Source organism: Rhodococcus sp. NPDC019050, assembly GCF_055664235.1.
On the sequence record NZ_JBVOON010000009.1, the window covers coordinates 1 to 18,732 of the forward strand.

General features: G+C 66.0%; 19 protein-coding genes. 1 reads left to right on the top strand and 18 read right to left on the bottom strand.

The genetic code is table 11. The features are described 5' to 3' along the window. Positions 1-404 precede the first annotated feature (404 nt). The gene (murA, locus tag AC0B44_RS11510; protein ID WP_471903019.1) at positions 405-1,685 is read right to left on the bottom strand and encodes a UDP-N-acetylglucosamine 1-carboxyvinyltransferase; all 1,281 of its coding nucleotides are present in this window, start codon (positions 1,683-1,685) and stop codon (positions 405-407) included. A 57-nt stretch (positions 1,686-1,742) separates the two neighbouring features. Here murA and AC0B44_RS11515 point away from each other — a divergent pair, with 57 nt between their 5' ends. Further along, the gene (locus tag AC0B44_RS11515) at positions 1,743-2,315 is read left to right on the top strand and encodes a cob(I)yrinic acid a,c-diamide adenosyltransferase (protein ID WP_471903020.1); all 573 of its coding nucleotides are present in this window, start codon (positions 1,743-1,745) and stop codon (positions 2,313-2,315) included. Positions 2,316-2,324: 9 nt separating this feature from the next. On the opposite strand, the gene AC0B44_RS11520 is transcribed toward AC0B44_RS11515, so the two are convergent. From AC0B44_RS11520 to thrB, 17 genes are all read right to left on the bottom strand, one after another. After that, positions 2,325-2,747 carry a DUF2550 domain-containing protein gene (locus AC0B44_RS11520; RefSeq protein ID WP_471903021.1) on the bottom strand — a complete coding sequence of 141 codons (423 nt, stop codon included), beginning with the start codon at positions 2,745-2,747 and terminating at the stop codon, positions 2,325-2,327. A 53-nt stretch (positions 2,748-2,800) separates the two neighbouring features. Next, positions 2,801-3,166, bottom strand: a complete 366-nt coding sequence (locus AC0B44_RS11525; RefSeq protein WP_471903022.1) for a F0F1 ATP synthase subunit epsilon — start codon at positions 3,164-3,166, stop codon at positions 2,801-2,803. 6 nt (positions 3,167-3,172) lie between these two features. Then, complete coding sequence (atpD, locus tag AC0B44_RS11530) at positions 3,173-4,621, bottom strand: F0F1 ATP synthase subunit beta (protein WP_072700323.1); 1,449 nt, start codon at positions 4,619-4,621, stop codon at positions 3,173-3,175. Between the two features lie 6 nt (positions 4,622-4,627). Continuing rightward, entirely contained in the window at positions 4,628-5,605 is a 978-nt protein-coding gene (locus AC0B44_RS11535) for a F0F1 ATP synthase subunit gamma (protein WP_471903023.1), read from the bottom strand. 48 nt (positions 5,606-5,653) lie between these two features. Beyond that, positions 5,654-7,297, bottom strand: coding sequence for a F0F1 ATP synthase subunit alpha (atpA, locus tag AC0B44_RS11540; RefSeq protein ID WP_471903024.1), 1,644 nt, complete (start codon positions 7,295-7,297; stop codon positions 5,654-5,656). A gap of 60 nt (positions 7,298-7,357) precedes the next feature. Beyond that, positions 7,358-8,173 carry a F0F1 ATP synthase subunit delta gene (locus AC0B44_RS11545; RefSeq protein WP_169622504.1) on the bottom strand — a complete coding sequence of 272 codons (816 nt, stop codon included), beginning with the start codon at positions 8,171-8,173 and terminating at the stop codon, positions 7,358-7,360. 5 nt (positions 8,174-8,178) lie between these two features. Further along, complete coding sequence (locus tag AC0B44_RS11550) at positions 8,179-8,742, bottom strand: F0F1 ATP synthase subunit B (protein WP_169622503.1); 564 nt, start codon at positions 8,740-8,742, stop codon at positions 8,179-8,181. A 13-nt stretch (positions 8,743-8,755) separates the two neighbouring features. Beyond that, the gene (locus tag AC0B44_RS11555; protein WP_072700316.1) at positions 8,756-9,007 is read right to left on the bottom strand and encodes an ATP synthase F0 subunit C; all 252 of its coding nucleotides are present in this window, start codon (positions 9,005-9,007) and stop codon (positions 8,756-8,758) included. A 92-nt stretch (positions 9,008-9,099) separates the two neighbouring features. Next, positions 9,100-9,948 carry a F0F1 ATP synthase subunit A gene (gene atpB / locus AC0B44_RS11560; RefSeq protein WP_174555795.1) on the bottom strand — a complete coding sequence of 283 codons (849 nt, stop codon included), beginning with the start codon at positions 9,946-9,948 and terminating at the stop codon, positions 9,100-9,102. A gap of 255 nt (positions 9,949-10,203) precedes the next feature. Further along, a complete protein-coding gene (locus AC0B44_RS11565; RefSeq protein WP_471903025.1) occupies positions 10,204-10,641 on the bottom strand; it encodes a hypothetical protein in 438 nt (145 codons plus the stop codon). 56 nt (positions 10,642-10,697) lie between these two features. Continuing rightward, entirely contained in the window at positions 10,698-11,903 is a 1,206-nt protein-coding gene (locus tag AC0B44_RS11570; RefSeq protein ID WP_471903026.1) for a glycosyltransferase family 4 protein, read from the bottom strand. 19 nt (positions 11,904-11,922) lie between these two features. After that, positions 11,923-12,585 carry an L-threonylcarbamoyladenylate synthase gene (locus AC0B44_RS11575; protein WP_471903027.1) on the bottom strand — a complete coding sequence of 221 codons (663 nt, stop codon included), beginning with the start codon at positions 12,583-12,585 and terminating at the stop codon, positions 11,923-11,925. A gap of 55 nt (positions 12,586-12,640) precedes the next feature. After that, on the bottom strand, positions 12,641-13,561 hold the full coding sequence (gene prmC / locus AC0B44_RS11580) for a peptide chain release factor N(5)-glutamine methyltransferase (RefSeq protein WP_471903028.1): 921 nt from the start codon (positions 13,559-13,561) through the stop codon (positions 12,641-12,643). A gap of 133 nt (positions 13,562-13,694) precedes the next feature. Continuing rightward, complete coding sequence (prfA, locus tag AC0B44_RS11585) at positions 13,695-14,774, bottom strand: peptide chain release factor 1 (RefSeq protein WP_471903029.1); 1,080 nt, start codon at positions 14,772-14,774, stop codon at positions 13,695-13,697. A 168-nt stretch (positions 14,775-14,942) separates the two neighbouring features. After that, positions 14,943-15,176: a 50S ribosomal protein L31 gene (rpmE, locus tag AC0B44_RS11590; RefSeq protein ID WP_169622497.1), complete on the bottom strand. Its 234-nt coding sequence runs from the start codon at positions 15,174-15,176 to the stop codon at positions 14,943-14,945. A 119-nt stretch (positions 15,177-15,295) separates the two neighbouring features. Next, the gene (rho, locus tag AC0B44_RS11595) at positions 15,296-17,344 is read right to left on the bottom strand and encodes a transcription termination factor Rho (protein ID WP_471903146.1); all 2,049 of its coding nucleotides are present in this window, start codon (positions 17,342-17,344) and stop codon (positions 15,296-15,298) included. A gap of 452 nt (positions 17,345-17,796) precedes the next feature. Then, a complete protein-coding gene (thrB, locus tag AC0B44_RS11600; RefSeq protein ID WP_471903030.1) occupies positions 17,797-18,726 on the bottom strand; it encodes a homoserine kinase in 930 nt (309 codons plus the stop codon). Positions 18,727-18,732 lie beyond the last annotated feature (6 nt).

Sequence of the window (18,732 nt, forward strand, 5' to 3'; positions counted from 1 at the left end):
GCACCCAAATAATTGGCACTGACATTCATCGGCACACTGTTGAGTTCTCAAAGAACACGCACACACCATCACTCCCAAGTTTCTCAACTTGTTCGATCCGGGGTTCTTTGCCCCTCCGGGGGAACCTCATCGACTCCCTGGGGCGGACACCGACCTTACCAGATGATCGGGTGTCGTGTAAATCTGCAGGCGCCTTCGTCCAACCTCGTTTTCCCAGTCCCTCAGGTCCGGGTCGGTGTCCGTGTCGCTCTGACTTGGACTAAGTTACGCGACGGTGAACTACCCCGCAAATTGCCAGGTCAGAGGAGTTTCGCGTGGAGAAACCGCAGGTCGCGGCACCTCCGCCGTACCCCGCATTCCCGATTCTTCAATCGTGACGCCGGACACAGCCCCGAGCCGGTCTCTCAACCGTGCAGAAGGGTCGGCTCGCCGGCACCCACACGCTCGATGTTCCCGCCGAGCTCCTGGATGATTTCGACGAACCGCGGATAACCGCGATCGATGTGGTAGACGTCGTGCACCTCGGTCACCCCGTCCGCGCAGAGGCCTGCCAGCACGAGGCCGGCGCCCGCCCGGATGTCCGACGCCCACACCGGAGCGCTCGACAGTTCCTCTACTCCGCGAATCACGGCGTGGTGCCCGTCGGTACGTGCGTCGGCCCCGAGCCGCACCATCTCGTCGACAAAACGGAACCGAGCTTCGAAGACGTTCTCGGTGATCATCGACGTCCCGTCAGCCACCGCGGCGAGACCGATGGCCATCGGCTGGAGGTCGGTGGGAAATCCTGGGTACGGAAGCGTCGCGAAGTTGACTGCGCGCGGGCGATCGCGCTGGACCACCCGGAACCCATCGACGAGCGGGGCAACTTCGGCTCCGGCGCCCCGGAGTTTGTCGAGTACGAGCGAGAGGTGCTTGGGGTTGATGCCCCGCACCGTCAGATCGCCACGTGTCATCGCTGCCGCGATCCCCCACGTCGCCGCGACGATGCGATCGCCGATGCAGCGATGGCTCGTCGGCGAGAGAGCAGGGACGCCGGAAATCCGGAGCGTTGTGCTGCCGGCACCCGTGATGCGCGCTCCCATCTGAACGAGCATCGTGCACAGGTCCACGATCTCGGGCTCTCGCGCCGCGTTGTCGATCGTGGTCTCGCCCTTCGCGAGTACAGCCGCCATCAGGATGTTCTCGGTGGCGCCCACAGACGGGAAGGCCAGCCGGATGGTCGCGCCGTGCAGGTCGTCCGCCTCGGCGACGACACAACCGTGCTCGATGGTGCTGTGCGCTCCGAGCAGGCGGAGTCCGGACTGGTGCATATCGAGGGGGCGCGAGCCGATCGCGTCTCCACCGGGGAGTGCGACCACCGCGCGGCGACACCGAGCAACCAGGGGCCCCAGCACACACACGGAGGCGCGGAACTGCTTCACCGCCGCGAAGTCCGCGTGATACGACGGCTGCGCCGGCGTCGTGATCCGTACCTCGTCACCCTCGAGTTCGACCTCGCAGCCGAGTCCCCGCAGGACCTCAGCCATCAAGGGAACGTCCAGAATGTCGGGACAGTTCGTAATCGTCGTGGTGCCCTCGGCGAGAAGCGCGGCTGCCATCAGCTTGAGCACGCTGTTCTTGGCACCACCGACGACGACTTCACCAACGAGCCGGTTTCCCCCGCTGACAAGAAAGCGTTCACTCACAACGACACAGCCTAACGTCGTGTCTGTCCCTACAGCCGAACCGGTACCGTAGCGCCCATGGCAGTGCATCTCACCAGGATCTATACCCGTACCGGAGACGACGGTACGACGGGACTGAGCGATTTTTCGCGAGTATCCAAAAACGACCCGCGACTGATCGCTTACGCCGACTGCGACGAGACCAACGCGGCGATCGGTGTCGCGCTCGCGCTCGGTTCCGTACCGGACCGTCTGGTCCCGGTACTGCAGCAGATCCAGAACGATCTGTTCGATGCAGGTGCCGATCTGTCCACCCCGGTGGCGGAGAACCCGAAGTACCCGCCGCTGCGAATCACCCAGCCGTACATCGACCGGCTCGAGACGTGGTGCGACGAGTTCAACGAAGAGCTGGGACCGCTCGATTCGTTCATTCTTCCGGGCGGAACCCCGGCCGCGGCTCTGCTGCACACAGCGCGCACAGTGGCGCGCCGGGCGGAACGTTCGGCGTGGGCCGCGGTAGAAGCAGCGCCCGAGACCACGACACTCCTGCCGGCGAAGTACCTCAACCGGTTGTCGGATCTGTTGTTCATTCTCAGCAGGGTCACGAACCCGGAGGGTGACGTCCTGTGGAAGCCCGGAGCGGGCGCGTAGTCGGTCGATCTAATAGGGACGGCGGCGCTGCGAGCGTCCCGACGGCCTGGACTCGAGCCAGGAGAGGAACGCCGTCTTCGCGCCGCTGTCCAGAGCGATCTCGTAGGAGCGGTCGCCGTCGGCGATGTCGAGGATCACGATGTCCTCGGTCATGATGTCCGTCTCCGCTGCCGTCGGGCGCCGGCGCGAGCGCACCTCGATGCCCTGACGGGAAATCCGGGTATCCGGGCCGGGCCGCAGACTCGAGAGCTTGTAGAACGCGAGCGTCTCGTCGCCGTAGCGGATGATCCCGTGGCGCCACCCGGCGCAGTCGTTGTGCGGTAGCACCCTGACGATCGCGGCGGTTCCCCCACCGCGAAGTGCCAGGGCACGATAAACGAGAGCCGCGACGGCGGCCGCGAGCAGCATCACAAGGACGATGAGAACAATCATTCCTGGTGACACTGGTCGTCGGCTCCGTCGCGGCTCTTCGTTGTATTCGACGATCAGGCCCGCTCGACGGCCCGCAGGCGGCCCTTGGCCGCTGCGATTGCCGCCTCGTCCTGGCTTTCGGCCAAGGTCGACTTCGCTGCCTCGACGTCGATGTCTTCGACCAGAACGGCCGCCTCGGCGAGGACCGTCACTGTCGTGGCGGTCACCGAGAGGAATCCACCGTCCACTGCCATGACGATACGCTCGCCGTCGGCGGTCTTGACCGACACGACGCCGCCCTCGACGAGCTGGCCGAGGACCGGCTCGTGTCCGGGCATGACGCCGATTTCGCCTTCGGTGGTCTGGGCGGTGACGAGAGTCGCCTCTCCGGACCAGACACGTTCCTCGACGGCAACGATGTCTACGCGCATCTCAGCCATGTGGGCCTACTTCCCGGAGATCTTCTTGGCCGCGGCCTCGACATCGTCGAGTCCACCGCAGCTGTTGAAGGCCTGCTCCGGAAGGTGGTCGAACTCGCCCTTGCAGACGCGGTCGAACGCCTCGATGGTGTCGCTCAGCGGCACGACCGAACCGGGCTGACCCGTGAACTTCTCGGCGACGATGAAGTTCTGGCCGAGGAACTTCTGGAGACGACGGGCACGGTTGACCGTGACCTTGTCCTCTTCGGAAAGCTCGTCCATACCGAGGATGGCGATGATGTCCTGCAGTTCCTTGTACTTCTGCAGGATCCGCTTGACCTCGTTGGCGACACGGAAGTGATCCGCGCCGACGATGCCGGGCTCGAGGATGCGCGAGGTCGACGTCAGCGGGTCCACAGCGGGGTAGATACCCATCTGCGAAATCGGACGCGAGAGCTCGGTGGTCGCATCGAGGTGCGCGAACGTCGTGGCCGGCGCCGGGTCGGTGTAGTCGTCGGCGGGGACGTAGATCGCCTGGAGCGACGTGATCGAACGACCACGCGTCGAGGTGATGCGCTCCTGCAGCTCACCCATCTCGTCGGCCAGCGTCGGCTGGTAACCCACGGCCGAAGGCATACGACCGAGAAGGGTCGAGACCTCGGAACCGGCCTGGGTGAACCGGAAGATGTTGTCGATGAACAGCAGAACGTCCTGGCCCTGGACATCGCGGAAGTACTCCGCCATGGTCAGTGCCGACAGGGCGACGCGCATACGCGTTCCCGGCGGCTCGTCCATCTGGCCGAAGACAAGGGCAGTGTCCTGAAGGACGCCCATCTCTTCCATCTCCAGGTGGAGGTCGGTGCCCTCACGGGTGCGCTCGCCGACGCCGGCGAACACCGACGTGCCGGAGAACTCACGCGCGATACGGGTGATCATCTCCTGGATCAGCACGGTCTTGCCGACACCGGCACCACCGAACAGGCCGATCTTGCCGCCCTTGACGTACGGGGTGAGCAGGTCGATGACCTTGATGCCCGTTTCGAGGATCTCGGTCTTACCCTCGAGCTGGTCGAAGGCCGGGGGCTTGCGGTGGATACCCCACTGCTCGCCGTCGCGACCGGTTCCGGGAGCGTCGAGGCAGTCGCCGAGGGCGTTGAAGACGTGGCCCTTCACGACATCGCCGACCGGCACGGAGATCGGGCGACCGGTGTCGGTGACGGAGGTGCCGCGCACCAGACCGTCGGTGGGCTGCATCGAGATCGTGCGGACCAGGTTGTCACCCAGGTGCTGCGCGACCTCGAGGGTCAGGGTCTTCGCCACGGACGGCAGAGTGACCTCTGCGTGCAGGGCGTTGAACAGTTCGGGTACGGCGCCACGCGGGAACTCCACGTCGACGACGGCGCCGATGACGCGGACGACGCGCCCGGCAAGGGCCGACGCCGCACCGGCGTTTTTGTCGGTAACTGCTGCGGTCATTGTGGTTCAGTCACTTCCTGCACTCGAGGCGAGCGCACCGGCACCGCCGACGATCTCGCTGATTTCCTGGGTGATCTGGGCCTGGCGGGCCTGATTGGCCTGACGGCTGAGGGTGTTCACCAGATCCGTGGCATTGTCCGTCGCGGCCTTCATCGCGGTACGACGGGCAGCCGACTCGGAGGCAGCAGCCTCCAGCAGCGACGCGAAGATTCGCGTGCTGATGTACTTCGGCAGAAGCGCGGACAGAAGCGTCGACGCCTCGGGCTCGAAGTTGTAGTCGGCCGTGGGGCCCTCGGATACACGATGACCGTCGCTCAGCATGTCCGAGCCCAGTTCGATCTCGTCCTCGGTGACACTCACCTCGAGCGGCGCCATCCGGCGCACCTCGGGGACCTGCGTCAGCATGGACACGAACCGGGTGTAGACGATGTGCAACTCGTCGACGCCCTCGATGGTGCCTTCGCCGTTGGGGGCGGGCACCTCGGAGCCGGATCCGGCCATGAACAGCTCGACCAGGTGCCGGCTCGCCTTCGCAGCATCCGTGTAACGGGGTTCCTGCGAGAAGCCCGTCCAGGCACCCGCGACGGGACGCTCACGGAAGGTGTAGAACGACAGGCCCTTACCGCCCAGCACGTACAGCACAGGCTCTTTGCCCTCGCTGACGAGCAGCTGGCGCAGCTCCTCCGCCTCCTTCAAGACGTTGGAGTTGTAACCACCGGCCATACCGCGGTCGCTGGTCACAACCAGCACTGCCGCACGCTTCGGGTTCTCGCGCTCGTTGAGCAGGGGGTGATCCAGCGACGAGGACGCGCTGGCCAACTCCGAGAGGACCTTGGTGATCTCCTCGGCGTAGGGCTTCGATGCCGCCACTCGGGCCTGAGCCTTCGTGATGCGCGACGTCGCGATCAGTTCCTGCGCCTTGGTGATCTTCTTGGTCGAGTTGACCGACTTGATCCGCGAGCGCAGCTCACGCAAGTTCGCCATTCGTCGATCACACTCCCTTCACTGGACGCTGGGTCATGGCCGCCCCGTTCACTTGCGAACGGAGGTGCGCTTGACGGAGACCTGCTCCTGCGCCACTTCGTCGGCGCCGAGAGCCTCTGCTTCGGCCTCGTTCACGACGCGGCTGCCGTCGGAGGCGAGGAAGCCCTCCTTGAACTTGGCGGTCGCGGCGGTCAGTGCCTCGATCGACTCGTCGGTCAGGGCCTTGCCACCGGCGATCTGCTCGTAGACGCCCGAAGCGTTGCGATGCAGATCCTCGAGAAGCTCGGTCTCGAAACGACGGACGTCGCCGACGGGAACGGAGTCGAAGACACCCTCACCGGCAAGGTAGATCGAGATGATCTGGTCCTCGACGGCGATCGGCGAGTACTGATCCTGCTTGAGGAGCTCGACGAGCCGCTGTCCGCGCTCGAGCTGCGCCTTCGACGCCGCGTCGAGATCGGAAGCGAAGGTCGCGAACGCCTCGAGCTCGCGGTACTGCGCGAGTTCCAGACGCAGCGAGCCGGAGACCTTCTTCATGCCCTTGGTCTGCGCGGCGCCACCGACTCGGGAAACCGAGATACCGACGTTGATCGCGGGACGGACGCCCTTGTTGAAGAGGTCCGACTCGAGGAAGACCTGACCGTCGGTGATGGAGATGACGTTGGTCGGGATGTATGCCGACACGTCGTTCGCCTTGGTCTCGATGATCGGCAGTGCCGTCAGCGAACCGCCACCAAGCGCGTCGGAGAGCTTCGCCGAACGCTCCAGCAGGCGCGAGTGCAGGTAGAAGACGTCACCGGGGTATGCCTCACGTCCCGGCGGGCGACGCAGCAGCAGCGAGATGGCACGGTATGCCTCAGCCTGCTTGGTCAGGTCGTCGAACACGATGAGGACGTGCTTGCCCTGGTACATCCAGTGCTGGCCGAGGGCCGAGCCGGTGTACGGGGCGAGCCACTTGAAGCCGGCGGAGTCGGAGGCCGGAGCTGCGACGATGGTGGTGTACTCCATCGCGCCGTTCTCCTCGAGGGCCTGCTTGACGCCCGCGATGGTGGAGCCCTTCTGGCCGATCGCGACGTAGATGCAACGCACCTGCTTCGTCGGGTCGCCGGACTCCCAGTTGGCCTTCTGGTTCAGGATCGCGTCGATGCAGACCGCGGTCTTGCCGGTCTTACGGTCACCGATCACGAGCTGGCGCTGGCCACGGCCGATCGGGGTCATCGCGTCGATGGCCTTGATGCCCGTCTGGAGCGGCTCCTCGACCGGCTGGCGCTCCAGAACGGATGCGGCCTGCAGCTCGAGGGCGCGGGTCTCGTCGGCCTCGATGTCGCCGAGGCCGTCGATCGGCTGTCCCAGCGGGTTCACGACACGTCCGAGGAAGTTGTCGCTGACCGGGACGGACAGAACGTCGCCGGTCCGCTTGACTTCCTGGCCTTCCTGGATGGACTGGAAGTCACCCAGGATCACGGCACCGATTTCGGTGGCTTCGAGGTTGAGGGCCACGCCCAGAACGCCGCCGGGGAACTCCAGCAGCTCGTTGGACATCGCCGACGGGAGGCCGCTGATGTGCGCGATGCCGTCACTGGTGTCGACGACCACGCCGACCTCTTCGCGGGAGGCCTCCGGGGAGTAGCTCGCGGTGTAATTGTCAATCGCGCTACGGATCTCGTCGGAGGAGATCGTCAGCTCCGCCATGTTCTTCCTGCTCTCGGTATCAGGTCTTCGGAAAGATCTATGTGTGTGTTCGGAAGTGGACTACGTGAGGCTCTTGCGCACTGCCGCGAGTCGACCCGCAGCACTGCCGTCGATGACCTCGTCGCCCACCCGGACGACCAATCCACTGAGAAGCTCGGGATCGACCTCGACGTGCACCGTCACAGGCTTCCCGTAGATGCGGCCCAGAGTAGCGGCGAGCCGCTCCTCCTGCGTCGCATCGAGGGGTGCCGCGCTCCGGACGTGCGCAACGGCACGATCGCGCTGGGTTGCGGCGAGCGCCGACAATTCGTCGAGCGTCTCGGCCGGCGGCTTGCGGAGCCGACCGACGGCATGAACCGCCAACGCCTCGGTGATCGCGGTCACCTTGCCGTAGAGCAGACGCGACAGCAGCTCCCGCTTGGCCGTAACCGTGGTGCTGCGGTCGGAAAGTGTCCGCTCGAGGTCCGGGTTACCGGCCACGATGCGTCCGAGGCGGAAAAGCTCGTCCTCGACGGTGTCGAGCTGGTTCTGCTCAGCTGCCGCCTTCAGCAACGCCTCACGACCGAGCTGGACGAGAGAGTTGGTCAGGTCGGACTGTGCCGACCAGTCCTGCCCCGCCGCGGCTTTGACGGTCGCGAGGGTCGAGGCCGAAACCTTCCCCCCGAAGACCTGCTCGGCCAGCGTCACCCGAACGGCGACCGGGGCCGAGGCGTCTGCCAGCGCGCTCCGGAGAGCCCGCTGGTTGTCGAGCGCCTCGACCACCGAGAACAGTTCGGAACCGGCCTGAGCCGCAGCGGCAGTCGCGGCACCCGAGCCCAGGGCGGACTGCAACGCGGAACGCGTATGAGCGAGTGCCTCACGGCTTGCTGCGTACATGGTGCTCACTTTCCGGATGCAGAGTCAGCGCTGAGGGAGTCGAGTTCGTCGAGGAATCGATCGATCGAGCCGGCACGCTTCACATCGTCGGCGAGTGTCTCGCCGATGATCTTCTCGGCGAGATCCACCGAGCTACGTCCGAGATCGGTGCGCAGTTCGGCCACGATCTGCTGGCGCTGGGCCTGCAGCTGGTTGTGACCTGCAGCGACGATGCGGTCGCTCTCTTCCTGAGCCTGTGCCTTCATGTCGGCGATGATCTGCTGGCCCTGCGTACGGGCCTCTTCACGGATCTGCGCCGCCTCGGTACGGGCTTCGGCGAGCTGGGCACGATACTGCTCGAGCGCGGCCGCAGCCTCTGCCTGAGCTTCCTCTGCCTTCTTGATGCCGCCTTCGATCAGCTCCGAACGCTCGTCGAGAACCTTCTGGAACATCGGAAGTACGAACTTCCAGAAGACGATGCCGACGATGATCAGGGCGACGAGCGACCAAACGATGTCGTATGTCGCGGGCAGCAGGGGATTGGGTGTCTCCCCCTCCGCTGCCGCGAGAATCAGGATGCTGTCAGCCATGGTTGTCGTCGAATCAGAAGATGAAGCCGGCGACGATACCGATCAGCGCCAGTGCCTCGGTGAATGCGATACCGAGGAACATGGTGGTACGCAGCTGACCGGCCATCTCGGGCTGACGAGCCATGCCCTCGATCGCCTTACCGACGACGATGCCGATGCCGATGCCGGGGCCGATCGCAGCGAGGCCGTAGCCGACCGCACCGAGTCCACTGATGGTGGTCTCCGACTGGGCGAGGACGTCTGCTGCCTGAAGCGCAACGCTCATTGGTGTTCCATTCCCTTTCTTGTGGCCCGGCCCCGGGGATCGGCGACCGAGTCAGTCTGTGTGTAGAGATGTAGGTCGTGCAGTTCGGGGAGCTAATGCTCTTCGGCGTGCAGCGCCAGATCGATGTACACCGCTGTGAGCAGCGCGAAAATGTAGGCCTGCAGGACGATCACCAGAAGCTCGAAGAAGGTGAACGCGACTCCGCCGATGAGCGAACCGATACCGAAGAACCTCATGATGCCGTCGGAGTCGAAGAAGAAGAACTGCGTGGCGCTGAAGAACAGCACCAGCATGATATGTCCGGCCAGCATGTTCGCCATGAGACGAATGGTGAGGGTGAACGGCCGCAGCAGGAATGTCGAGACGAACTCGATCGGGATCACCAGAAGGTGAAGTGCCGGCGGCAGGTTCGGAATGACGATGCTGCTCTTGACGTAGCGGAAGAATCCGTACTTCTTGATGCCTACGTAGTTGAAGACGATGTAGGCGAGCGCAGCAAGGACGATCGGCATGCCGATTCGCGCATTCGACGAGATGTTGAGGAAGGGGATGATCGAGGTCAGGTTGAGCCCGACCACCAAGAAGAAGATGGTGACGATCACCGGCAGGAACCGGCGCCCCTGCTCTTTGCCGAGGATGTCCTCGGCAATGTGGATACGAACAAAGTCGAGCATGATCTCGGCGACGTTCTGCACGCCTCGCGGCACGATCTTCGGACTCCGCATGGCGAAGAAGAAGAACACTGCGACGAGCAGTGCGACGACGACGCGGATAAGCATCAGTCGATCCATCTCGAAGGGGGTGCCCTCGAAGAGGATTGGCGGTGGGAAAAAATCAGCAAGTGACGGCGCGTGGAATTCTCCGGCTGCCAAGGTGGTGACGCTCAGCGCTCTCTCCCGTAGTCGGCCGCAGGCATTGCCGTCTGCGGTTCGATCGGACATTGACGATCCAACAAGTCGACCAGGTCGGCTCGCGTATTCGCCAGTGTCCGAACCGCCGAAGCGGTTCTGCATCCTGCCGGTCTCGGCGACTCTCGTCGACTCGGCGGTCATTAGACACGACCGCCTATGAAGTCACAACCGCGTGCTGGACCTGGGCCCTCGCGTGCAGTGTCACCTTCGTGAAAACCACACTACCAACTGCTCTACGACAGTGCGTAGCTGGGTACCCTACCCGCGGGTAATAGACACCTGAAACTAGTTCTCTTCGCTGTTGGCAGGGTCACTCGAGGGCTTCGGATCGACGTAGAGCACGCGCTGGGACACCACGCCGTAGGTTTCCGCACCGAGCACGATCACCAACGCCAGCACGATCGTCAGGACGAGCGCGTACCGGTTGTAGAAGTCGAGCGACTCGAGCGACGCCATCACTGCGATGGCGAGAACGAGCTTGAGAAGCCAGGTTCCGAGCAGTACCGCACCCGCGGTCATCGCGGGGAGTTTCGCGGTCAGCAGCACGCCGAGCGCGGTGAACAGGATGAACCCGCCACCGACTGCCGCGCCGATCAGCGCTCCCCAGAGGCCGGGCGTTCCCGCGACGAGCACGGACACGATCGACGCCACGACGGCCAGCGCGAGCAATCCGAGTGCGCCGTACCGGACAGCCGCGCGCATGGGCGCCGACGCGTCGGGCATGGACGGCAGGGTGCGATCGGGTTCAGGGAGATCAGGGGAGGTCACAGTATTCGAGCCTAACGGACCCGCCGGAAGCGCTTGGTCGGCGCGTCTCCGTCACCGTCGTGGGGTCGCAGCGATGGGACGGCGGTCACGACGAGTGCGAACAGCAGACCGGCCGCCGTCATCAGCACGACCACCCGGCGGTCGAGCAGCGACGAACCCACGGCGCCGAAGGCCAGCACGCCGACCCACAAGTAGAGGAGCAGGACCACTCGCCGGTGCGAGTGCCCGATCTGCAGCAGGCGATGGTGCAGATGCATCTTGTCGGGGCTGAACGGGCTCACGCCGGCGCGGGTGCGTCGCACGATCGCGAGCAGAAGGTCGAGGATCGGGATGAACATGACCGCGCCGACCAGGATCAGCGGCGACAGAAGGCCGAGGAGATCCCGGGAACCGTAGGCACTGAGCGGAATACGGCCGGATGCGCTGGTCGAGATGGCCGCGAGCATCAGGCCGATCAGCATCGAGCCCGAGTCGCCCATGAAGATCTTCGCGGGCTGGAAGTTGTACGGCAGGAAGCCGAGGCACGCGCCCGCGAGCGCAGCCGCGATCAGTGCCGGCGGATAGGCCGAGACGTCGCCGCCCTGGTCGAGAAGCAGTCCCACCGAGAAGACGCAGATCGCCACCGCGGCGATGAGCCCGAGGCCTGCTGCGAGACCGTCGAGGCCGTCGACGAAGTTCATCGCGTTGATCATCACGGCCGCGACGGCGACGGTGATGAGTCCGCCCTGCAACTGGTCGAGCACGAGTGTGGAACCGCTGAACGGGTCGTAGATCACGATCCAGCTCACACCCATCACCACGAGCACGCCCGCGGCGGTCACCTGTCCGACGAATTTGGTGAGGGCATCGAGGCCCCACCGGTCGTCGATGATGCCCACGAGCACGATGATCGACGCCGCCACCAGTGCGGCGCCCATTTCGGTGGTGTACTCGAATCCTCTGGTCAACGCCGGCAGGTGCTGCGCGAAGACGATGCCCGCCACGAGTCCGATGTACATACCGACCCCGCCCAGACGCGGCGTCGGTGTGACGTGGACGTCACGGTCGCGGGGAACGGCCACGGCACCGAACTTCAGCGCGAGGATGCGAACCACACCGGTGACGAGGAACGTCACCACAGCAGAGGTGAGAAGTACCAGGAGCAGTTCCCGGATGGGTACGCCCGCGCCGCTTCCTGCTTGCGCGAGCAATACGACCGCTGTGTCGGCTGAAGTCACGTGCTCCGATCCCCCGCCGCTACTCCCCGCCGGAACGCAGGCGTTCGGGATCGTCGCCGAGAACCTCGGCGACCTCCTCTGCCGACACTGCGCCTTCGCGCAGGATCCGGGGGCGGTCACCGGTCAGATCGACGATGGTCGATGCGACGCCGTGTTCGGCGGGGCCGCCGTCGAGGTAGACCCCGACGGACTCCCCCAGCTGTTCGCGCGCTTCGGCGGCATTCGTCGCGGGGGCACGACCGGAAATATTGGCGCTCGACACAGCGAGCGGTCCGACCTCTCGCAGCAACTCGAGGATCACCGGGTGCAGCGGCATGCGCAGCATCACCGTTCCCCGGGTGTCGCCGAGGTCCCATGCGAGCGACGGTGCCTGGTGCACCACGAGGCTCAGTCCACCGGGCCAGAACGCGCGGATGAGTTCACGCGCTTCGGGACGCACGGAACCGACGAGTCCGTCGATCGTCGTCCACGACCCCACGAGGACGGGAACCGGCATGTCGCGCCCGCGTCCCTTCGCCCGCAGCAGCGCCGACACCGCGGAACTGTCGAATGCGTCGGCCGCGAGGCCGTACACCGTGTCGGTGGGGACGACGACGAGGCGTCCTGCCTTGAGTGCTCCGCGCGCCGCGTTCAATCCTGCGGCGCGCGAGTCGGGTTTGTTGCAGTCGTACACGGTGCTCACGCACTCATCCTGCCACTTGCGCTCGAGTATTCGGTCGTGGGGCTCGGAGACCGGGCTACCCGCCCGCGGTGGATCGGACCGACGCACGGCTGGCTTCGACGTCGGTCGGCACCCGGTGTGCGACCACGAATCGGGGCTTGCCTGCCAGGTCGTAGTGCTCGACGACGTCGCCGAAGACGCGGCGTTGCGCGAACAGCTCGGCGACGAGTGCGCCGTTGGTGTCGTCGTGTTCGACCGCCGCCGCTCCCCCGATCCGCAACCAGCGCGCGATGTTGGAGACCATCGGCTTGATGACGGACAGACCGTCCGGGCCACCGAACAACGCGGAGTGCGGGTCGTGGTCGGCCACTTCCGGTTCGAGCGGGGTGCCCTCGGGGATGTACGGGGGGTTGGACACCACGATGTCGACGGCGCCTTCGAGGGCCGCGAGCAGCGTGCGGTCGGTCACGTCGCCCTGATGCAGCACGATCGGCGTGTCGCCGTCGTTCGCCCGGGTCTCGGCGTTCTGTCGCGCCCAGGCCAATGCCCGCGGTTCGAGTTCCACCGCATGCACGACCGCATCCGGCCGGGCGTGGGCGATTGCGAGGGCGAGCGCGCCCGACCCGGTGCAGAGATCGAGTACGACGGGATTGCGGCGCCCGTGACGTTCGAGGAACGCCAGCGCCCAGCCGAGAAGCAGTTCGGTCTCGGGTCGCGGGACGAACACGCCGGGGCCGACAGCCAGGTCGATCTCGCCCATCGGTGAAGTACCGAGAATGTATTGGAGGGGGATGCGCTTGGCGCGCTGGTCGACCATCGCCCGGTAGGCGTCGATCATGGCCGAATCGACGAGGGGCACGAGCCCGAGCCGGCCCCGCTCTATTCCGAGCAGGTGCGCGGCAAGCAATTCGGCGTCGACACGCGGGCTGGCGACACCCGCTTCCTCGAGCACCGACGCTGCTTCGATGATGGCCAGGCGCAGGGGTTGACGACTCACGCAGTACAGCGTGCCATGTGTACGGCCGTCCGGATGCCACGAGGTCCCCTACGCATACTTCGCAAAGGGGACCTCGGGAGCCGGAACGCGACGCATGCCGAGCCGTCGGCGCCGGCACGCGTGGGGCGTGTGCTTACTCGGCTGCGAGCCGGGCCTGACGGTCGGCGGCCTGCAGCGCGTCGAGAAGCGCGTCCATGTCTCCATCGAGCACGGCGTCGAGATTGTGCGCCTTGTAGCCGATGCGGTGGTCGGTGACGCGGTTCTCGGGGTAGTTGTAGGTGCGGATGCGCTCGGAGCGGTCGACCGTGCGCACCTGGCTCGCACGATCCGCCGACGCCTCCGCATCCGCTGCTTCCTCGGCCAGTGCCTGCAACCGCACCGCGAGCACCTGCATGGCGCGGGCCTTGTTCTGGAGCTGCGACCGCTCGTTCTGGCAGGTCACGACGATGCCGGTCGGCAGGTGGGTGATACGGACGGCCGAGTCGGTCGTGTTGACGCCCTGGCCACCCTTGCCCGACGAGCGGTACACGTCGATGCGCAGGTCACCCTCGTCGATCTGTACCTCTTCGACCTCGTCGGGTTCGGGGTAGACGAAGACACCCGCCGCGGAGGTATGGACGCGTCCCTGCGATTCGGTCACCGGCACACGCTGGACGCGGTGCACACCGCCCTCGAACTTGAGCCGCGACCACACACCGTCGCGGACGTCGGACTTCGATTTGATGGAGAACGTGACGTCCTTGTAGCCGCCGAGGTCCGAATACGTCGCTCCGAGCACCTCGACGCGCCAGCCGGCGTGCTCGGCATGACGGGTGTACATGCGGGCGAGGTCGGCCGCGAACAACGCGGACTCCTCACCGCCTTCCCCGGACTTCACTTCCAGCACCACGTCGTCGCCGTCGTGCGGATCGCGGGGAGCGAGGAGATCGGTGAGGGTGCGATCGAGTTGCTCCACCTGCTCTTCGAGGCTGTTCACCTCGTCGGCGAAGGCGGAGTCGTCGGCCGCGAGTTCGCGGGCGGCCTCGAGATCACCGCGGGCGGCCTTCAGCTTGGTGTACGTAGCCATGACCGGTGCGAGTTCGGCGAATCGCTTTCCGACCCTGCGCGCGATCGACGGATCGTTGTGCAGTGCCGGGTCGGACAATTGCTGTTCCAGACCCGCGTATTCGGCCAGGATGTCGTCGATGGCCGACGGCTTGGTCTGCCCCGCCATGGGTCGCTCCGCTCTGTGTTGCTGTGTGTTTCGATGCTGCGCGCTGCTTCGATGCCGTGGGCCCGGAGCCGTGCTTCGTGGGTGCCGGCAGGGCCGGAAGACACCGGTAGAACCAAAAAAGCCGACGCCCGGCCTGTGCGAAGACAGAACCGGGCGTCGGCGGGACAGCTAGCTGTCGGCGTCGGCCTTCTTGGAAGGACGCTTGCCGTAGCGAGCCTCGAAGCGGGCGACGCGGCCGCCGGTGTCGAGGATCTTCTGCTTGCCGGTGTAGAACGGGTGGCACTTGGAGCAAACTTCGACGGTGATCCGTCCCGACTCCTTCGTGCTGTGCGTCTCGAACGTGTTACCGCAACCGCAGACGACGGTCGTCGCCACGTAGTTGGGGTGGATTCCTGCCTTCATGGTGTCCCTTTCATGGCCGCCGGGTCGCCTTCGCGGATCGAAGACGTGAACCGGAGCCGGACTGAGCCGTTCGATTATGCCAAACACCTGGGCCCGGGAAAAATTCCCGGGGACCGGTGTCAGTCTTCCAGAGCCCCCGGAGCGGTCTTCGCGACCGTCATGAGGAACTCGATGTTCGTCTTGGACTTCTTGAGCCGGTCGATGAGCACATCGATCGCCTGATGGGAATCCAGGCCGGAAAGCACGCGGCGCAGCTTGTGCACGACCGCGAACTCGTCCGGGCTCATGAGAAGTTCGTCCTTGCGGGTACCCGACGGATTGACATCCACCGCCGGGAACACGCGACGCTCGGCGATCTTGCGATCGAGCTTGAGCTCGGCGTTACCCGTGCCCTTGAACTCCTCGAAGATCACCGTGTCGCCCGTGGACCCGGTTTCCACCATCGCCGTGGCGATGATGGTGAGGGATCCACCGTTCTCGATGTTGCGAGCAGCACCGAGGAACCGCTTCGGCGGGTACAGGGCCGTGGAGTCGACACCACCCGACAGGATGCGTCCCGACGCCGGCGACGAGTTGTTGTACGCGCGGCCGAGGCGGGTGATCGAGTCGAGCAGCACGACGACGTCGCGTCCCATTTCCACGAGGCGCTTGGCGCGCTCGATCGCGAGTTCGGCCACGGACGTGTGGTCTGACGGCGGACGGTCGAAGGTCGAGGAGATGACCTCGCCCTTCACCGAACGCTGCATGTCGGTGACCTCTTCGGGACGCTCGTCGACCAGCACCACCATGAGGTAGCACTCGGGGTTGTTGACGGCGATCGCGTTCGCGATGTCCTGCAGGACCGTCGTCTTACCTGCCTTGGGCGGCGAGACGATGAGCGCGCGCTGTCCCTTGCCGATCGGCATGACCAGGTCGATCACACGAGTGGTCAGGATGTTCTGCTGCGTTTCGAGGCGCAGTCGCTCGTTCGGGTACAGCGGCGTGAGCTTGTTGAACTCGGGACGGCGCTTGGCGGCCTCGACGTCCCCACCGTTGACCGTGTCCAGACGGACGAGCGGATTGAACTTCTGGCGCTGGCTGCCGGCCTGCTCGCCCTCGCGGGGCACACGGACGGCACCGGTGATGGCGTCACCGCGGCGCAAGCCGTTCTTGCGCACCATGTTCATCGACACGTAGACGTCGTTCGGGCCTGCCAGGTAACCGGAGGTCCGCACGAACGCGTAGTTGTCGAGCACATCGAGGATGCCTGCGACGGGCTGCAGAACGTCGTCTTCGCGGATCTCGGGCTCACGGTCGGAACCGCCGCCACCCTCGCCGCGCTCGCGTCCACGGCGACGCTCGCGGAATCGACGTCCGCGGCGACCGCGGCCGCCTTCCTCGTCGTCTCCCGCGCGATTGTCGTGGCGCGGACCGTTGTTGCCGTCACCCTGGTTGCGATCGTTGCGGTCGCCCTGGTTGCGATCGTTGCGATCACCCTGGTTGCGGTCGTTGCGATCACCCTGGTTGCGGTCGTTACGGTCGCCCTGGCTGCGGTCGTTACGGTCGCCCTGGTTGCGGTCGTTACGGTCGCCCTGGTTGCGGTCGTTACGGTCGCCCTGGTTGCGGTCGTTACGGCGGTTACCGCCGTCACCCTCGGAGCGGTCCTGTGACTTTTCACGAGAATGAGCCTCGCCGCGCTCCTGGGAGTCGCGATCGTTGCCCTCGGCTGCCGGTGCGCCGCCGTCGTTCTGGCCCTGCTCGGACTGGTCCGCGCCGCGACGGCCGCGACGACCGCGTCCGCGGCGGGGTCCGTCGGACTCGCCTTCGGAATCTGCGCCGGCGTCTGCGGTGCGTTCCTGCCTCGCAGCGGGGGCGGCCTCGGCAGGCGTGCTCTCCGCAGGCACATTCTCAGCGGGCGCGTGCTCTGCGGGCTTGGTCTCGCCACGCGCGTCGTCGGCGGCCGGGGCCGCGGCAGGGGCGTCCTGCGCGGCGCGGGTACGGCGACCACGTGCGGGGCGAGCAGAGGTCTCGTCCGGCGTCTCTGCGGTGGGCTGTGCTGCCACAGGAGCCGGCTTGGAGCCTGCGCCCTGCCGCTCCTTGATCGCAGCGATGAGATCGCCCTTGCGCATTCCCGAGGTTCCCTTGATGCCGAGTTCGGCGGCAAGAGCCCGCAACTCGGCGAGAACCATGCCCGACAGGCCGGCTCCGCGCCGGCCGGCACGAGCCGCAGACTGTGCGGAATCGCCGGCAGACGGGGCGGTATCAGGAGCGGGTGTGGCGATCAGGTCCGTATCTGTCACGGAGATCCTTTCCTTCCCTCGTTGCTCTACGCAGAGCCGAGGGTTCGTTCCGCAGATCAGTTCGTTGCACTGACTGGGATTGCCGTACGAGTTCATGAATCGAACGGTCGGCACGTCCGCCACCACACCGATCCGGTGGGTGCGGCCTGCCCCTCCCCCTGGAGCGGGAGCAGGTGAGATAAACCCGGGATCGACGCCCCATGGAGCTGGAGTGAGTGTCCTGGAGAATCCGGCGACTTCGGACGCACGACGTGCGGACTTCCCACAGGATAGCGACGAACTGGACGCAGGGCAAGAATCGACGCGCGCAGGAAACGGTGTGTGATCTGACACGAACCGTGTCAGTCGACCTGCACTCCGTCGGCGACGTCGAGTGCGAGGACGGTCAGATCGTCGGCCTCCGCCGCTGCCCGCAGCTCGTCCGGGAACGGCTCCGTGGTCAGTGCCAGCACGGTGGGACCGGCGCCGGACACCATCGCGGGAATCCCCGCGGAACGCAGAGCCGAGACCCACTTGGTGGTGAGCGGCAACGCGGGAGCGCGCTGCGCCTGGTGCAGCAGATCCTCGGTGGCGGCCATCAGCAGGTCGGGGCGCTCGGTGAGCGCGACGACGGCGAGAGCCGCCCGGCTGACGTTGAATGCCGCATCGCGGTGCGGAACGAGCGTGGGCAGCAGCCCGCGGGTGTGCGCGGTCGACGAGCGAACCGACGGCACCAGTGCGATTGCCTTGATGTCGGGGTGCACACCGAGCGAGACCGCGCGGTACCGGCGCTGCTCGCAGCCGGCGTCCGCTTCGCTCCACGACACGACCGCGCCGCCGAGCACGCTCGCCGACGCATTGTCGGGGTGCCCCTCGAACTCGGACGCGAGCTGGACGAGCTGTTCGTCGTCGAGCACACGCTCGGGTGCGACCTTGCGGACGAGACCGTTCGCGGCAGCCAATCCCCCGACCGCGGCCGAGGCCGACGATCCCAGACCGCGGGAGTGAGGAATCACATTGCGGCACACGACGTCGAGACCGTCGGCCCAGATGCCCGCCGCTTCGAGACCGCGCTCGACGGCGCGCACCACGAGATGCGACGGGCCCCAGGGAACCTCCTGAGCGCCTTCCCCTTCGACGCGCACGTCGAGCCCGGAACCGGTTGTCGTGACGGTGATCTCGTCGTACAACCCGAGCGCGAGCCCGAGGCAGTCGAAACCGGCGCCCAGGTTCGCACTCGATGCGGGAACCCGGGCGGTCACCGAGATCCCTACGGGCAGCGTTTGCGTCATGTCCTG

Coding starts and splice junctions, on each gene's coding strand:
- AC0B44_RS11515 (WP_471903020.1), top strand. CDS start 1,743: ATGGCAGTGCATCTCACCAGGATCTATACCCGTACCGGAGACGACGGT.
- AC0B44_RS11520 (WP_471903021.1), bottom strand. CDS start 2,747: ATGATTGTTCTCATCGTCCTTGTGATGCTGCTCGCGGCCGCCGTCGCG.
- AC0B44_RS11525 (WP_471903022.1), bottom strand. CDS start 3,166: ATGGCTGAGATGCGCGTAGACATCGTTGCCGTCGAGGAACGTGTCTGG.
- atpD (WP_072700323.1), bottom strand. CDS start 4,621: ATGACCGCAGCAGTTACCGACAAAAACGCCGGTGCGGCGTCGGCCCTT.
- AC0B44_RS11535 (WP_471903023.1), bottom strand. CDS start 5,605: ATGGCGAACTTGCGTGAGCTGCGCTCGCGGATCAAGTCGGTCAACTCG.
- atpA (WP_471903024.1), bottom strand. CDS start 7,297: ATGGCGGAGCTGACGATCTCCTCCGACGAGATCCGTAGCGCGATTGAC.
- AC0B44_RS11545 (WP_169622504.1), bottom strand. CDS start 8,173: ATGTACGCAGCAAGCCGTGAGGCACTCGCTCATACGCGTTCCGCGTTG.
- AC0B44_RS11550 (WP_169622503.1), bottom strand. CDS start 8,742: ATGGCTGACAGCATCCTGATTCTCGCGGCAGCGGAGGGGGAGACACCC.
- AC0B44_RS11555 (WP_072700316.1), bottom strand. CDS start 9,007: ATGAGCGTTGCGCTTCAGGCAGCAGACGTCCTCGCCCAGTCGGAGACC.
- atpB (WP_174555795.1), bottom strand. CDS start 9,948: ATGTCCGATCGAACCGCAGACGGCAATGCCTGCGGCCGACTACGGGAG.
- AC0B44_RS11565 (WP_471903025.1), bottom strand. CDS start 10,641: ATGCCCGACGCGTCGGCGCCCATGCGCGCGGCTGTCCGGTACGGCGCA.
- prfA (WP_471903029.1), bottom strand. CDS start 14,774: ATGGCGGGGCAGACCAAGCCGTCGGCCATCGACGACATCCTGGCCGAA.
- rpmE (WP_169622497.1), bottom strand. CDS start 15,176: ATGAAGGCAGGAATCCACCCCAACTACGTGGCGACGACCGTCGTCTGC.
- rho (WP_471903146.1), bottom strand. CDS start 17,344: ATGGTTCTCGCCGAGTTGCGGGCTCTTGCCGCCGAACTCGGCATCAAG.
- thrB (WP_471903030.1), bottom strand. CDS start 18,726: ATGACGCAAACGCTGCCCGTAGGGATCTCGGTGACCGCCCGGGTTCCC.